Origin of the sequence: Paraburkholderia susongensis (assembly GCF_900177725.1) — a bacterium.
Taxonomy (GTDB): Bacteria; Pseudomonadota; Gammaproteobacteria; order Burkholderiales; family Burkholderiaceae; genus Paraburkholderia; species Paraburkholderia susongensis.
On sequence record NZ_FXAT01000008.1, the window covers coordinates 117349 to 132202 of the forward strand.

General features: G+C 62.4%; 12 protein-coding genes. 7 read left to right on the forward strand and 5 right to left on the reverse strand.

The window, feature by feature from the left end:
• Positions 1-275: 275 nt before the first annotated feature.
• Together B9Z01_RS22975 and B9Z01_RS22980 are read left to right on the forward strand one after the other, a co-directional pair.
• Positions 276-953 (forward strand): MarC family protein, encoded by a 678-nt coding sequence (locus B9Z01_RS22975; RefSeq protein WP_085487266.1) that lies wholly within the window; start codon positions 276-278, stop codon positions 951-953.
• A gap of 15 nt (positions 954-968) precedes the next feature.
• Positions 969-1859, forward strand: coding sequence for an MBL fold metallo-hydrolase (locus B9Z01_RS22980; protein ID WP_085487268.1), 891 nt, complete (start codon positions 969-971; stop codon positions 1857-1859).
• 14 nt (positions 1860-1873) lie between these two features.
• Here the strand turns inward: B9Z01_RS22980 and B9Z01_RS22985 are convergent, their stop codons facing one another.
• Together B9Z01_RS22985 and B9Z01_RS22990 are read right to left on the reverse strand one after the other, a co-directional pair.
• On the reverse strand, positions 1874-3631 hold the full coding sequence (locus B9Z01_RS22985) for a cobaltochelatase CobT-related protein (protein WP_085487270.1): 1758 nt from the start codon (positions 3629-3631) through the stop codon (positions 1874-1876).
• Between the two features lie 10 nt (positions 3632-3641).
• Positions 3642-4991 (reverse strand): AAA family ATPase, encoded by a 1350-nt coding sequence (locus B9Z01_RS22990; RefSeq protein ID WP_085487272.1) that lies wholly within the window; start codon positions 4989-4991, stop codon positions 3642-3644.
• 297 nt (positions 4992-5288) lie between these two features.
• Between B9Z01_RS22990 and tkt the strand changes: the two genes are divergently transcribed.
• From tkt to B9Z01_RS23010, 4 genes are all read left to right on the forward strand, one after another.
• Positions 5289-7364 (forward strand): transketolase, encoded by a 2076-nt coding sequence (gene tkt / locus B9Z01_RS22995; protein WP_085487274.1) that lies wholly within the window; start codon positions 5289-5291, stop codon positions 7362-7364.
• A gap of 455 nt (positions 7365-7819) precedes the next feature.
• Positions 7820-8230 (forward strand): hypothetical protein, encoded by a 411-nt coding sequence (locus B9Z01_RS23000; RefSeq protein WP_085487276.1) that lies wholly within the window; start codon positions 7820-7822, stop codon positions 8228-8230.
• A gap of 37 nt (positions 8231-8267) precedes the next feature.
• Complete coding sequence (locus B9Z01_RS23005) at positions 8268-8978, forward strand: M35 family metalloendopeptidase (protein WP_085487278.1); 711 nt, start codon at positions 8268-8270, stop codon at positions 8976-8978.
• Positions 8962-9474: an OmpA family protein gene (locus B9Z01_RS23010; RefSeq protein ID WP_244196132.1), complete on the forward strand. Its 513-nt coding sequence runs from the start codon at positions 8962-8964 to the stop codon at positions 9472-9474. Before B9Z01_RS23005 ends, B9Z01_RS23010 begins: the two co-directional genes overlap by 17 nt.
• Positions 9475-9733: 259 nt before the next feature.
• Here B9Z01_RS23010 and B9Z01_RS23015 read toward each other — a convergent pair whose 3' ends face one another.
• The 3 genes from B9Z01_RS23015 to B9Z01_RS23025 all read right to left on the reverse strand — a co-directional run bounded on the left by B9Z01_RS23015 (position 9734) and on the right by B9Z01_RS23025 (position 13468).
• Positions 9734-10852, reverse strand: coding sequence for a hypothetical protein (locus B9Z01_RS23015; RefSeq protein ID WP_085487280.1), 1119 nt, complete (start codon positions 10850-10852; stop codon positions 9734-9736).
• 326 nt (positions 10853-11178) lie between these two features.
• Complete coding sequence (zapE, locus tag B9Z01_RS23020; protein WP_085487282.1) at positions 11179-12276, reverse strand: cell division protein ZapE; 1098 nt, start codon at positions 12274-12276, stop codon at positions 11179-11181.
• Between the two features lie 289 nt (positions 12277-12565).
• Positions 12566-13468 carry a YihY/virulence factor BrkB family protein gene (locus B9Z01_RS23025; protein WP_085487284.1) on the reverse strand — a complete coding sequence of 301 codons (903 nt, stop codon included), beginning with the start codon at positions 13466-13468 and terminating at the stop codon, positions 12566-12568.
• Positions 13469-14109: 641 nt separating this feature from the next.
• On the opposite strand from B9Z01_RS23025, the gene B9Z01_RS23030 reads away from it, so the two are divergent.
• On the forward strand, positions 14110-14571 hold the full coding sequence (locus B9Z01_RS23030) for a response regulator (RefSeq protein ID WP_085487286.1): 462 nt from the start codon (positions 14110-14112) through the stop codon (positions 14569-14571).
• The last annotated feature ends 283 nt before the right edge of the window (positions 14572-14854 follow it).

The window sequence follows — 14854 nt, forward strand, 5'->3', positions numbered from 1 at the left end:
GATTGCTGCACTGCAAGGCGGGACGCGGATCATGGCGCGGAGCATGATTCGAGTTGCCGTACGCTGTCGCGCTTGCCGCGGCGTGCGGTTTTTTTGTGGTCTCGCTGGCGCGGCGCGATATCATCTGCCAGCAATGCGGCATTTACCAGGGCGCAGCTCGCGTCGCAGTTCGCCGGGCCTGCGCTCCGGGTTCATCAACATGGCACCGTGTTCCTCGCCCGGTGCGCGGCGCGTTGCCGCGCCGCCAGGGGCGCGTGCCGATACGGACACGCAATATGGTCGCAAGCCTGATCTCGGACATTCTGTTTGGCTTTACCGGGTTGATCAGCATCATCAATCCGATTGGCGGCGCTTTTGTTTTCCTTGACCGGACCGCCGCGTTGACCACCGAAGAGCGCACCGCGCTCGCCCGCAAGATCGCGGTCAACGCCGCCTGCGTGCTGCTGGTGGCGTTCTTCATCGGCACGCCGATCTTGCATTTCTTCGGCATTTCAATGGAAGCGCTGCGCATCGGCGGCGGCCTCGCGCTTGCGGTGGGCGGCTGGCAGATGCTCAATGCGCCGGACACGCAGCCAGCCGAGCAGGCGGGCGTGAAGCGCGTCGATGCGGACAACGCGAAGTCGTTCGCCTTCTTTCCGCTCACCATACCGCTTACTACCGGGCCCGGTTCGATCGCCACCGCGATCGCGCTGACCGCGAATCGCACGCACAAGCTGTCGGCGTTCGTGATGTCGGGCATCGCGTCGGTGGCGATTTCGTGCGCGGTGGCCGTGACCGTTTATCTGATCTATAGCCGTGCGGTGGTTTTCGCGCGCTACCTCGGCGTGGAGGGCACGAAAGTCGCGCTGCGGGTGTCGGCGTTTCTGCTGTTGTGCATCGGCGTGCAGATCATACTGACCGGCGTATCCGAATTCCTGATTCCGATTGCGACGATGAGCCCCGTGGCGAAATAGCGTAGGGAGCCTGCCATGACACCCCGCATAGAAGCGTTTTACGACACCGCGACCTGCACCTTCACCTACGTCGTGTATGCGCAGGAGGGTTCGGCGTGCGCGGTGATCGATCCGGTGCTCGACTACGATCCGAAGTCGGGCTGCACGTCCACGGCGTCGGCGCAGCGGGTGATCGCGTTCGTGAGGGAGCATCGGTTGCGGGTGACGTGGCTGCTCGAGACGCACGCGCATGCCGATCATCTGTCGGCGGCGCCGTATCTGAAGGAGGCGCTCGGCGGCAGGATCGCGATTGGCGCGAGCATCCGCACCGTGCAGAACACGTTCCGGCGCATCTTCAATCTCGGCGAGGACCTGCCTGTCGATGGCCGCCAGTTCGACCATCTGTTCGTGCCGGGCGAGCGCTTCGAGATCGGTGAGGTGGGTGAGGCGGGTGATGTGGGTGACGGACTGAGCGGCGAAGCGCTGCATGTGCCGGGCCATACACCGGCCGACATGGCGTACCGGATCGGCGATGCGGTGTTCGTCGGCGATACGCTGTTCATGCCGGACCTCGGCTCGGCGCGCTGCGATTTTCCCGGCGGCGACGCGCGCACGATGTACGAGTCCGTGCGCACGCTGCTCGAACTGCCGCCGGACACGCGGCTTTGCATGTGCCACGATTACCCGCCGTCATCTCGCGCAGCGCGCTGGCAGACCACGGTGGCCGAGCAGCGGCGCGACAACATCCACCTGCGCGACGGCGTGAGCGCCGACGAGTTCGTCGCGATGCGCACCGCGCGCGACCGCACGCTCGGCATGCCGACGCTGATCCTTCCGGCGATCCAGATCAATATCCGCGCGGGCGCCTGGCCCGAGCCGGAAGACAACGGCGTGCGTTATCTGAAGATTCCGCTGAACGCGTTCTGACTTTATTCCCGACGCTAACGCGTGAGCAGCATCGAACTGAGCACCGAGAACACCGTCGCGGGCAGCTCCGCGAGCCGGCTGATGACCACGTTGCGCGGATAGAAGTCTTCCACCGCGTCGGTCAGCACGCCGATTCCCACGAGTTCGATGCCGCGCTTGCCGATCGCCGCGACGCGTTCGCGCAGATCGCTGCGCAGCACCTGCGGATCGCCGTCGCCGGTGGACGGGTAGCCATCGGAAAACACCATCAGGATGCGGCGTGCGGCCGGATGATCGGCAAGCCGCGTCGCGGCCCACGCGAGTGCCTCGCCGTCCGGGTTTTCGTGCCCGCAGTCGATTTCGGCGATGCCGCTCAGGTCGGTCGCGCCGAACCGTTTGTAGACCTTCAGATCGAGCCGCTCGACGAAGCGGTTATAGCGCCGCAAATCGGCGCCGGCCGCGAGCTGCCGCTCGTAGAGCTGTTTCATCGGCGTCGACTCGAGCGAGCAGTAGCCTAGTACTTCGCAATCGAACGACAGTTGCGTGAGCGCATCGCACAGCGCGCTGGCGCATAGGCGCGCGAGTTCGATCTTGCGGCCGGCCATCGAACCGCTGCGGTCGATCAGCAGGCTCACCGCGACGTCGCGTCCCTTCGCGGCGCGCGGCGTACGAAACGGCGTGCGGTAACCGGGCGAGGTCGCGAGCTTTGCGAGCGCGGTGCGGTCGATCTCGCCGCGCTCCTGTTCGCGGCGCCAGCGGATGCGCTCGTCGGCGGACAGCGCGCGCTCGAGCTTTTCCTTGAGCGGCGCGGTGTCCGCACGCGCTTGCGCGCGCAGCGTGCGCCACGCCGCGCTGTCGCCCTGGCCGGTCACGTCGGCGAGCACGTCGAATTCGGTGGCGAGCGGAATCGACAGCAGCATGCGCGCGGCGTTCGTCGCGGCCGCGCCCGCCTCGCCTTCGGTGCGCGTGGACGGCGCCTGCGCATCGGCGAGCGACTGGCCCATGCCGACGGCGTCGTCGGCCTGCGCGCCGCCGCCGCGTTCGGAAGGCGGCGGCGCTGTGCTGTCGTGATCGGGCAGCACGTTATCGTCGTCGCTGAATGGCGCTGACGCGGCGGGCGCGGTATCGGTGTCGATGTCCTCGACCGGATCGGCGGTGAACACCATGCTGTTCACGTCGCCCGCCGACAAGGCCCGCACGCGCGCGACCAGATCGTGCGCGAGCGCGATGCTGCGCGCGGTCGACCCGCTTGCGCGCGCTTCGAGCAGAAGGTCCTGCGAAGCATGCAGCGCGGCGAGCAGCGAATGGCTCGCCTCGGCGCGGGTCGGCGCTTCGTCCCACAACGCACGCTCGACGAGCCACGCGAGCCGGTCGCGCCAATGCAGTTTCGGCCAGCGCTCCCGTATGCGCTCGGCCGCATGCACGCGCAATTTGCCGATGAACCAGCGCGCACCCGGATATTCGTCGAGCAGCTGCGCGCACACGCGGCGATCGTCGATCACCTGGGCGAGCTTTGCGGCGATGCCCGCAGGCAACGCATCGAGTTGCGCGAGCGACGCATGTTTCGCACGCGCAACCAGCAGGTCGAGATAGCCGATCAACACGTCGCGCTCGACTCCGCCGTTCAGCTCGTCATCGGGAATCACGATGCGGCCCGGTTCGACGCGCGGGCCGTCGGGACTGAACACGACCGTCACGCCGTATTGCCCGGTCAACACGCGCGCGACCTTGCCGAGCGTCGATTCGAACGCGAAGCCTTGCGCGTTGCGCGGGGCGGGGTGCCTTGCGTTCATCGCTGCGTACTCAACCAGCCGGTGCGATGTGATGACGGATGATGCCGCGAATCAGCGCGGCGTCCTCGGGGCTCACCTTCGCGTAGATGGCCGGGCCCGCCGCGCGTTCGGGGTCGCCGGTGCGCAGCATCAGCTCGGCCCAGTCGAGCAGGCGGCGCGTCGAGAATGCGCTCGACAGGTCCTCGCGCGCGAACGCGGCGCGGCAGTCGGCGGCGATCGCGGCCAGCGTGACGGCGAGCGCGCGCGTCATGTACGGCGCGAGCGTGCGCATCAGCACCTCGGTTTCTTCCGCGGGCGTCAGATAGTCGAGCAGATACACGCGCCAGCGATCGAGAAACGCCTCGTTCATCAGATTCGCGCCCTGATACAGATGCCGGAACTGACTCATCGCGCCGACCGCGTTCGCGGTCGCGAAGAGGCGGAACGCCGGATGGGGCGCCACGATCTCGTTGCCTTTCTCCTTCAGCACGAGACGGCCATGCGGTTCGAGCACGGCGGTCAGCGCGGCGAGAATCGATGGCTCGGCAAAGTCGATCTCGTCGACGATCAGCCACAAGCCTTCGCGCATTGCCGTGGGCAGCACGCCGTCGACCCACAAGGTCTCGCCGCCCTTGACGGTCCAGAAGCCGACGAAATCGCCGACGGTGGTCTGCCCGTTCATGTTCGAGCGCAACACGCCGTGCCGCGAACGCGCAGCGACCTGTTCGATCAGGCTCGTCTTGCCCGCGCCCGTGTGACCGATCAGCATCACGCGACGGTTTTCCACGATGTCTTCGACGATGTCGTCAAAGCGCGGCGAAAACAGATAGGCGGGATTCTCGCGCGGCACGAGCGGGTGCGATGCACCGCAGGGCACGTCCACGCTGCCGATGCGCACGGTGTTGCCTGACGCGTGCTGCGGGGTGTGCGTTGGGGTGCGTGTTGGGGCGTGCCCCGAAGGAGGGCTCGACGCGTCGCCCGATGCACTGCGTGCCGGCGCCTTCGCTGCTTCACCGGCCCCCTCGGATCGGCGCAGCTTCTCCGCCAGCATTGTCGAAGCAGCCCGCTGCAACTCCGGCATGAACGCAACGCGCGCCGGTGCATCGAGTTCGCTCGCAGCGTTGCCGCTGTCGATCGCGAAGCCTTCGCGACGCCATTTCTTCTGCTTCGCGCGCAGATTTTCCGCATCGACGACGAGGTCGATATCGACCGTGCCCGCGCCGTTCTCATCGTCGACACCATGTTCGAGGCGATAGGTCTCGGGCCGGTCGGCCACGCTCACGCGCCACCATTCGGCGCCGGTCTGCGTCGCACGCAGATAGAGGCCGAGGTTTTCGTCCTTGTTGCCGTCTTCGTTTTCAATCAGGTCAGGCGCGCTCATGGCAGAAAATGTCGAATAACACAATGCGTTGCGATTTGGCTCAGGCCGATTTGCCGACTATCTTATCTTGGGCAGCTTTCGAACACCCGCGCATACCGCGCGCGCCGCAACATATCGTGCAGATTTGCGCATATCGGCGCATCATCTGGGAGCTTCGCCACAATTTCTCATGCGTGTGCTAGTCCGTGCTCAGGTGTGTTGCCCACGCATGCTTCCATGCCAAGCCGATGCGGCGGTCTGCTCGAACTGCGCCGTGCGTGCCGGCCATCTTCCGAATTGCCGAACAAGGAGCGTCCCATGCAAAACGATCCCGCCCTCGATCAGTTGTGCATCAACACGATCCGCACGCTGTCGATGGACGCCGTGCAAAAAGCCAATTCCGGCCACCCCGGCACGCCGATGGCGCTTGCCCCCGTTGCGTACCAGTTGTGGCAGCACCATCTGCGCTACGACCCGGACGAGCCGCTGTGGCCGAATCGCGACCGCTTCGTGCTGTCGGTCGGGCATGCGTCGATGCTGCTCTATTCGCTGCTGCATCTCGCGAACGTGAAGGCCGTCGATCACGACGGCAAGCCCACTGGCGCGCCGGCCGTATCGCTCGATGACATCGAGCATTTCCGCCAGATCGACAGCAAAACGCCGGGCCACCCCGAATACCGCATGACGACCGGCGTGGAAACCACCACGGGTCCACTTGGGCAGGGACTCGGCAACAGCGTCGGCATGGCGATGGCTGCGCGCTGGTACGAAAACCGGTTCAACCAGCCGGACGCGCCGCTCTTCGACTATCGCGTCTATGCACTGTGCGGCGACGGCGACATGATGGAAGGCATCTCGCACGAGGCCGCGTCGATTGCGGGGCATCTGAAACTGTCGAACCTGATCTGGATTTACGACAGCAATCGCGTGACCATCGAAGGCCATACGGACCTCGCGTATAGCGACGACGTCGAGAGCCGTTTTCGTGGCTACCACTGGCACACGCTGCACGTCGACGACGCGAACGACACGGCCGCGCTCGACGCGGCGCTCGTCGAGGCGAAAGGCGTGACCGACCGGCCGACGCTGATCGTAGTGCACAGCATCATCGGCTGGGGCGCGCCGCATAAGCAGGACACCTCGGCCGCACATGGCGAACCGCTCGGCGTCGAGGAAGTTGCGCTCGCGAAGAAAGCCTACGGCTGGCCCGAGGACAAATTCTTTTACGTGCCGGACGGCGTGCACGAACGCTTTGCGCAGGGCATCGGCGCGCGCGGCAAGGCAGCGCGCGAGCAATGGCAGACGCAATTCGAGGCCTATAAAAAGCAGTATCCGGAGTACGCGCGCGAATTCGCGCAGATCGAAGCGCATGAATTGCCGCAAGGCTGGGACGGTGACATTCCCAGCTTCGACGCGGACGCGAAGGGCATTGCCACACGCGAGTCGTCGGGCAAGGTGCTCAACGCGATTGCCGCGCGCGTGCCGTGGCTGCTCGGCGGCGCGGCGGATCTCTCTCCGTCCACGAAAACCAACCTCAAATTCGAGGGCGCGGGCAGCTTCGAGGCCGACAACTATGGCGGCCGCAACCTGCACTTCGGCATTCGCGAGCACGCGATGGGCGCGATCGTGAACGGTCTCGCGCTATCGAACCTGCGGCCGTTCGGCTCGACGTTCCTGATCTTCAGCGACTACATGAAGCCGCCGATCCGCCTCTCGGCGATCATGGAAGTGCCGGCCATCTATGTGTTCACGCACGATTCGATCGGCGTCGGCGAAGACGGTCCCACGCATCAGCCGATCGAGCAGCTCGCGTCGCTGCGTGGCGTGCCTGGGCTCACGGTGCTGCGTCCCGGCGACGCCAACGAAGTGGCCGAGGCGTGGCGCATCGCGCTGTCGCATCCGCACCGGCCGTCGTGCATCGTCGTGTCGCGCCAGCCGCTGCCGACGCTCGACCGCAATCGCTATGCCGCCGCGAGCGGTGTCAGGCACGGCGCTTATGTGCTCGCCGATGCGCCCGACGGACAGAAGCCTCAGGTCATTCTGATGGCGACGGGTAGCGAGTTGTCGATCTGCGTCGACGTGTACGAGAAGCTCAAGGGCGAGGGCATCGCGGCGCGCGTCGTGTCGATGCCGTCGTGGGACATCTTCGAGCGCGAGGACAGCGCCTATCAGGAGTCGGTGCTGCCCGCCGGCGTCGAGGCGCGCGTCGCGGTCGAGCAGGCCGCGGCGCTCGGCTGGGATCGCTATGCGGGGAGGCTCGGCGCGCTGGTCGTGATGCATACGTTCGGCGCATCGGCGCCGCTTGCCGATCTGAAGAAGAAGTTCGGCTTCACGCCGGAGCACGTGTATGAAGCGGCGAAGCAGCAGATCGAGCGGGTGCGGGCGAAGGGATGATGGTTTTTTCTTCAGAGTTTATTTTTCCTGCTTGACGAAAAAGCGGGGCATTTGTCCCGTGCCCGTCAAGCAGGTTGAAATAACAACGGACGTTGTCTGGTCGGCGGGCGGGTCGCGCCGACCAGAGCGGCGTGACCGCGTGGCAGGCTTCCGTCGCATCCTTTCCCGATTCGACAAGCTAGACATCGTGTTCCTCGCTTTCATCCATTTCACGCTCATTGTCGATGTGCTCAGATCGTGTGAATGGGTCATGTATCCCTGCGGTACGCTGTTCTGGTTGCCACGATTCTTATCGGCGGATGCCCATAGAAGCCGTGTTGACGCTTCATGAATCAGATTGCCTCAGTGATCGTTAATGTTTGTCAAAACCGCTCTATCGCAATTTAAAGCTGTTGACGGTGCCCCGTCTGGATGGTTAATTCGTCGGGTGTTTTTGCAGAATCAGAAGAGGGCAAATGGAGCAACAGAAACAGGACGACGCCGGGGGCAAGGAAGAATGCCTGCTTTGCCGCGTGACATATTCAATATTCTCCACTTTCCCACCCATGCCATCCGCAATGGCGCTGAACATCGAAACTGACGAGTTCTTTCCGCTGGATACGCTGCGGTCGTATTCAACCGGTTACGAAATGGCCGACGCCCAAGGTTACGCGTGGGCATGCAATTGTCGCGAGCGTGCCTCTAATCGGTTCGACGAACAGTTCACGCTGAGAGACGCCACGGGCAAGCAATTGGCGAGGATTCGTTACCGCTTGCGCATCGGTTCCAGAGTCGTCGCGAAAGGTGTAACTGATTCTGTGGGGCGCACGCAGCGTATTTCGACAGGTGACGCAAAGCGACTTTCTATCGACGTCGCTACGTCGTAGGGAGAAGCAAGTAAATCTTTTCATTACGGGAACACAGATGGAAAATGAATTTCTTTACAGAAATAGTTCTGTCTTCAAGAACGATGAAGATGAGGAATGGGTCGAGGTGCACACAGCTGTTACCAATACGACTCCTGAGTCGATGGTCGATGTCGTAATCAATACGACGCCTATCTGTCCGAATATGAGCAATAAGGAATTTAGAAAGGAGGCCATGCGGGCACGCGACATCGGCGTCGAGTTAATCAAAAGGCGCATTAAGGGTTTGATACGTTGGGACGTGAAAGAGCAGGACCGTGTGAAGACCTTCTTTGCGCGCGCGGATGAATCTACGAGAAGAGTGCTCGGCGATGGTCTGCCGCGATTGCTTGCAGCAATGCAGGAACTGGTGCCTGAAAAGATTGTACGCTGGGACAGCGAGACAAACAGGAAACTCTCATGCGCAGTCAAACCTGATACCGGAAACAATCACGCCGCGGTCTGCAAACCGGATTCGGAAAAGCGGGTTATCGCCATTTATTCGAAGTTTTGCAGCAGTTCATTTGGCCACTTATCGGGCGGCTGCAAGATAAAAACAATAATCCATGAATGTACCCACTTCACAGACACTTTTTATTCTGTAGACCATGTATATACCGATAAGGAAATGGGGGCGCGGATATTCGCGGCGAATCATCCCGAAAAAGCGATTGAAAACGCAGATAACATAACCGGATACATAGCAACTTTCGATGACGAGCTACAATGAAAAAAAGAAAATGAAGTCCTGGTGTAACGCGCTGGTCGCTGCGCTCGCCTTGTCGGCTTGTCTTTGTGGATCGGCTCACGCATGCCGCTTCTTGGAGAACGTGGAATTGCGGTTGCCATTCAACACCACCGCGCTTTCCAGGGAAGATCGCCGCGTGATTGCGAACGCGGTAAGTAGGGCGAAAAGATGGCCCGATGTCCAGATTCAAGCAATCGTGATTGCTGGTGCATATATTGGCGAACGCGATCTGGATGATCTGCAGGAGCGCCGTGGTGAAAACGTGCAAGCGTATCTGAGAAAGCTCGGCATCAAGAGCAAAAACATCTATATCGAACCTAAAACGCTTACCGATGTATTTGCGCACAAACTGTCCGACGGCACGATTCGCGTCCAGCAAATCGAAATCGAGTTGAGTCCGATCTGTAAAGAAGGGAGTTGCGAGTGGATGTGCGATGATCCAAGGCTTTGGCCGCCTGGCACGCCTATCGACCCGTAAGTACGCGAATACGATCCCGCTTCAGCGGAGCCATGCAACGCCAGGTCGCGTAGGCAAACAGCACTGCTACGATTGATTTTTATCCAATGCGTGATTTCTGCTGGGACAGGGTTTCGACCGTTTCTACGCTCATTCATGAGGCAAGTCACTTTCAAGACACTATGGGAGACAAGGATTGGAAATATCTCATGGATAAGTGTCTTTCATAGAGAAGGACGAACCCACCGTGTCATTAGCGTGAATCCGTCCCCGCGCCCGGTCAGTTCGCCGGAATCGTCACCACCGGCGCCTTGCTGCTCGTATCGGCTTCCGCGAGCGCCATCAGATTCTGCACGACGGTGAACGCGTATTTCGAATCGAAGTCGTTGCGCTCGACCCAGTACGTCGACGCTCCATAAGCGATCGCCACGTACGCATTGTCCGGTGCGGCCGGGCCCGAATGCACGATGATCGTCGGCCGCGTTTCGCCACCGATCAGGCCGACGGTCGGCTTGGTCGAGCCGTCACTGATCTGATCGAGCGGCACCTGCACCTGCGCGCCGAGATCGCTGAGGATGCCGAGCACCGAGCGCGTCACCATCGGAATGCGCTCGCCCTTTTTCGATCCGGACGACGGCCCATACACGATCTCGTAGCTACGCGTTTTCGCCGACAGGTGCAGCAGTCGGCGCACGCGCGCGAGGTCCGCGGCCGTTTGTGGCGACTCGCCGCTGGTCGTCGCGCCGATCACGAGGAACACGCCCATCTGCGGGTTCCTGTCGGCCTGGTTGCCGGGTTTGCCGCTGGCCTTGTTGTCGATCTGACGCGATTCGACGTTCAGTTCTCCTGCCAGTTGGAGGCGGCGCAACGCCTGGATCAGTTCGAAAAAGCCCGGTGCGCCCGCGCTGTTTTCGCCGCCGAGCGCATTGCCGTTCTGCAGCCCGCCTACCGATTGCGCGGTGATGCGCAACAGCAGATCGATCGGAATGCCGCCCTCGGCAAGTGGCAACACGAGCGCTGGCGCGAGCGGCCGGATATAGGCGGAGGCGAACGCCTCGCCGGTGGTCGGCGTGAACGTGAAGGTCGGACGATTCGAATACGACACGCTCGCGCTCGCTTGCGCGTAGTTCGGCATGCTGCCCGAACCGGTATTGACGGTGGCGCCGCCGGTCGTGTCGAACGTGTAGGCGGCGATGATGCTGCTCACGGTCAGAAAGGCCGGTGCATCGCCGTAACGCAGACCGATCACGGCGGCGAGGATTTCGCGTCTCTTCGCGTCACCGAGGGCGCGCGCATAGTCCACCTGGTCGGCCTTCAGGCGCGTGGGTCCGATATGCACGCAGGCGGACGTGAGGCAGGCGGCGCACAACGCCGCGGCGACGGAAGCGGTTCGGATCATGGCAGCGGCGCGAGCGGACGGTAATCCGCTGAAGAATGGAGTCTGCCGTCGGCGGTAGCAGAACCCATTCCCGCGCAAGCGGCGGGCCATGACGTTGGATGGTTGGCTTTACTCGAAGAACTGCGTTGAAGAGGAGCGTTGAAGAGCCGCGCTGCAGCACCACGCGGAGGAATCGTGGCATTGAGCCTATTGCATTGAGCCTGTTCTCGCGCAGTAGTCAGTCGGCAGGATTTGCTTTCGCGTTGCAAGATTTGCATGAAGCGTGCAAGGGCGGCGTGTGCCGCGCTTATGATCTGGGCGGACCTATGCGCCGTCGTAAGGCTCGCTCATGAGGCATCCATAGCGCTCGCGTTGCCGCCGTGTCTGGCCTCATCGAGCGCGCTGCGATACGTGCGCGACTGCATCTCGGCGAGCCGGCTCAGGGTGCGTGACAGATCATGCGCGCCTTCGAGCCCAATCAGCGTTGCTTCGATCGGCTGATCGGACGCGATGAAGAGCGCGCGTTTGCGATCGTAGAAGATGTCGATGAGCCACACGAGACGCTGCAACGTATGCGACTGTTCGAGCGACGCGGTGTACAAATTGTCGATGATCAACCCCTGCCATTGCTCGGCGAGATCGAGGTAGTCGAGGTGCGATCGGCTCGCCACGCACAATTGCTCGAAGTCCGCCCACATGAGGGCGGTGCCCGCCGCACTCGCGGTGAGCGGCCGGCCTGCCGCGCTGAGCGTGACCGGCTCGATGCGCGTAGTGCCTTCATGGCTCACGAAGATGTCGCGCAACGCGACCTTGCTCGACGCGTCGAGCGGCGCGAAGAAACGCGGCACCTCTGCCGCTTCGCCGCCGAAACGATAGTCGCGCGCGCCGTCGAAATGAATCACCGTGAAGCAGCGCCTGATCTGCGCGATGGTCGGCAGGAACCGCTCGTGAAACTCGGGGTCGGGCAGCAGATCGTCAGGCGCGTAGTTCGACGTGAGCACGATGCGCGTGCCGAGGCCGATCGCGGTGTCGAGGAAGCGGCCTATCAGGAACGCGTCGGCGATATCATGCACGTGGAATTCATCGAAGCACAACAGTTCGATGCCGTCGAGCCATTGCCGCGATACATCCCCGAGGCGATCGTCTCCGCGCGGCGCGTTGACGAGCCGCCGGTTCATCTCGCGCAAAAATTCGTGGAAATGCAGACGCCGTTTGCGGCATTGCGCAAGCTCGAATACCGTATCGACGACGAGGCTCTTGCCGCGTCCAGGCAGCCCGTGGCAATAGACGCCTTGTGGTGCGAACGCAGCGGTGGACCATGCGTGACGCGCATGCCGTTGTGCGCCGATCAGCGCGGCGAGCGCGCTGATCGCCTCGCGCTGGCGGGCATCGGGCTTGATGCCGCGCGCGTCGAGCGCACGCGTGATGCGGGCTTCGTCAAGCATGGGCAAGCGCGCTCAACGGTGTGGCACGGATCGCATCAGCGACAGCGAGGAGATGTTCGGGCATGTGGGGGCGGGCAGGGTAACGGCGCGCAATAACCAGGAGTCAAGCAAGGGTCAAGCAAAGGTCAAGCAAGGGTCGGCAGCGCGCGCCATTTTAACAGCCACGTCTCCACCCAGAACCGCTGCATCACCAACCAGCGAAACCAGTGGCTCCGATGTGGTTTGCTTTGAAGTCACTTGTCGCGATGCCCACGCAACACCACGCCGCCGGGCTGCGCAGCCGGTTCGTTCAGCCGGCTTCTATTCCGGGCTGCGGCGCATCAGGCAGTTCATGGCCGAAGCGCTCGTACTGCGAAATCACCTGCGCGCCGAACAGCAGCAGCGTAGCCAGACATTCGAAGCTCAACAGGATCACGATCGCCATCGTCAGCGATCCGTACACGACGCTGACCTGCGAGAGCGTGGCGAAATACCAGACCAGCACGTGCCGTGTGATCTCCCACAGCACGCCGGCCACCACGCCGCCGATCAGCGCGTGTTTGATCGACGGACGCCCGACCGGCATCACGAGATAAACCGAGGTCAGCACGAAGATCTCGCCCGCGAGCCCGAGCAGATACAACGCGACGCGCGAGAAGCCCTCGAGCGGCACGTGCAGGCCAAGCAGTTCGATGCCGCTGGCGCCGACCGTTTCGAGCGCGTTCGAAACGATCGTGACGATCAGCAGCCCGACGCCGAGAAACAGGATGTAGCAGTAGGGCAGCAGCGCCGAAATCAGAAAGTGCCGCTGCTTCACGACGACGCGATGCGCGAAGATCAACGACATCGCGTTTTCGAGCACGGTAAACGCGAGCGAGCTGAAGAAGATCATCGTGAGCAGCAGCACCCAGCTGATTACCGCGCGATGATCGAGAAAATGGGTGAGCTCGCGCACGAGCGCGTTCGATTGTCCCGGCACGAGCCAGCGCAACAGATGGGCCAGCGCGTCGAGCACGAGTTGCTGCGGCACCACGCGTGAGAGCACGATGACGATCAGGATCAGGAGCGGCACGATCGACAGCAACGCGTAATACGCAACCGCTCCCGCGAGCAGCAGGCATTGGTTCGCGCGGAATGCTTTCAGCGTTTGCAATATGAAGCGGCCGGGATGTTTCGCGATATACCGCGCGTGCTGGTCGAAGAGGATCGGCATGAAGTCTCGCGGTGCGTGCCGTGGCCGCCGGCTGGCAGCCGGTCCCGACACGCGTTCCTGTTTTATATACCGTAAGCCGGAATGCAGCCATACGCGCCGCGCACATGTAAGAGCCCGATGTGCTCGCCCGTGTCGCGGTGGAAAAGCAGTTTACCGGATACCGCTAAATGCTAAAAACAATGCTAAAAGCATTTATCGATAATCGTGCGGGATAACCCGCAGAGCGCAAACCCCTAACACGTAAAGCATTTTTTTATCGGCATCGTCGATTATTCTTTGGTTATGACCGCGTTATCGATGCGCGCCTGAAAAAGCGCGAGCGGCATGTATTACAACATCCCCTCAATTCGTTTGAAGAACCAACATCGTACCGTGCCCGTGAGCGAGGCGAATTGCACGAGGGCAGTGCGTTTAATCGATGCCGCGCATGCACGTATCACGAGCGCTGTCATTTAAACGCCGTGGTGAATTAGCAAACTGAAACCCCGTATTCCAGGCTGGCATGCGGTGTTGTTGCGTTGGCCGCGCTGTTTGAATGAGGCGGCAGGAAAATACAGCAGTTAGAGAATACCGACGGGAGCAAATCTTGCGCGCGTGGCGCGGGATGCCCGTGAAGGCAAAATGGAATAGGGCAGGAAAAAATGACGATGTTCAACGACAGCGTGGACAGTAACGATGACGTGCTCGTGTGGCGGCCGATTCGCTACGCGATGGCCGCGCATCGTCGCGTACTGGTGGTCGACGATTACCGCGAGGCGGCCGAGGCCTTGCAGATGCTGCTGATCGCCGATGGATTCGAGTGCCGCGCACTCGACGACCCGTTTGTCGTGTGCGACATGGCGAGCGAATGGCAGCCGTTCGCGGTGGTGCTGGACATCAAGATGCCTGGGCTCGACGGGCTCGAACTCGCACGCCGTCTGCGCGCTCATCCGCAGACTTCGCACATGCTGCTGGTTGCGTGTACAGCGTTCGCTTCACGTGAGGACCGCGCGCTTGCCAAGGCCGCCGGTTTCGACGCGCATTGCGCGAAGCCGTTGACGCCGGAGCGCCTGTTGCGTGTGCTGGAATCGGCGGCGGCGCTGCATGCGGCGGGAGCGCCATGAGGGGTCTGCTGCTGCGCGCGTTGCAGCACGCTCCTCGCAGGAACGCGAAAGCCGCCGGCCGCCGATAGCTGAAAACCTCCACTCTTCTACCCGTTACCGCGTCGTGATCGCCCAGCGTTGCTGCATTGATGCAGCACGCAGGGCGATTCGTCTGAGCGAATCGCGACCTCGGGCGCAACGTCAGGCACAACACCAGACGCAAGTGCAACCGCGGACGCAACCACAAGCGCGGCGCAAATCGCAACCCGAACCGGCTCAGGTCCGTAATTTGCTACTCCAGCGG